General features: G+C 48.7%; 1 protein-coding gene. It reads left to right on the forward strand.

The genetic code is table 11. The annotated features are described in order from the left end of the window. Positions 1-195 precede the first annotated feature (195 nt). On the forward strand, positions 196-940 hold a 745-nt coding region (locus R7R24_RS25265), incomplete at its 3' end, for an endonuclease/exonuclease/phosphatase family protein (RefSeq protein WP_318119854.1).

Here is a 940-nt window from a genome sequence, read left to right on the forward strand (position 1 = left end):
ACGACTACGGCAACGGACCCGCATGCGAAAATTCCTGAATTCAAAGTCGCAGCGGTTAAGATTGAAATCAGTGAAACGGCCGCTCAACCAGAGCCTGTCGAGGAGGCGGTACACCACGTCTAACATCAACGCTTCACGCACTGGCGAGTTGAGAAATTGCATTTAAGCTTATGAAATGTAATAGCGAAACGAGCAGTGCGTGTGTCGAGCGTTTTTAAGTGGATCATATTGCTCCTACCCGCTCTTATTTGGCTGGCGGTCAGGCAAATTGAACATATTTGGTGGGCGGAGAATCTTACCTCGATTCCCGCCCTCATTGTGTTCACTTACGTTGTTTTAGCCTCGGCGTTTTTTATCGCTCGCCAATGGTTGCAAAGTGCATTTTCTGCCTTTGTCGCTATTTTGTTTGTCTCGTTACTTGTTCCGCCGCAGCGCAGTCATGTGGCGTCTTGCTCGCACTCGTTGAGCGTCATTCAATTTAATCTTTTTTACGAAAACTCAGACATCAATCAGTTCATCAACTATCTGTTGAGGCATCCTGCTGATTTGGTGGTGATGCAAGAGCTGACGCCGCGTGTTGGCAGCCTCTTGCACATGTTGGATGATGTCTATCCGCATTATTATGGTGGCCAACGTGACGTGGGGTACCCTTCAAATTTGATGATTCTTAGCCGACACCCCATCACGGAAGTTTCGGTTTATCGTGCGCCAAATGGACAAGAAGTCATCAGAGCGGTTTGGTTGCCTAAAGGTCAAGCACCGATCACTTTGTTTGCAGCTCATCCCCCATCACCAAGAACCAGCGAGCTTTGGCATCAAAGAAATGCGCTGGTGCGAACCATAGAAACTCTGACCGCGCTTTATCCCGAGCCAGAGGTGTTGGTTGTGGGGGATTTCAATCTTTCCTCGGTTAGCCCTCGTTTTTCTACGCTGTTCCCGA

It is taken from the genome of Vibrio sp. 704 (genome assembly GCF_033339295.1).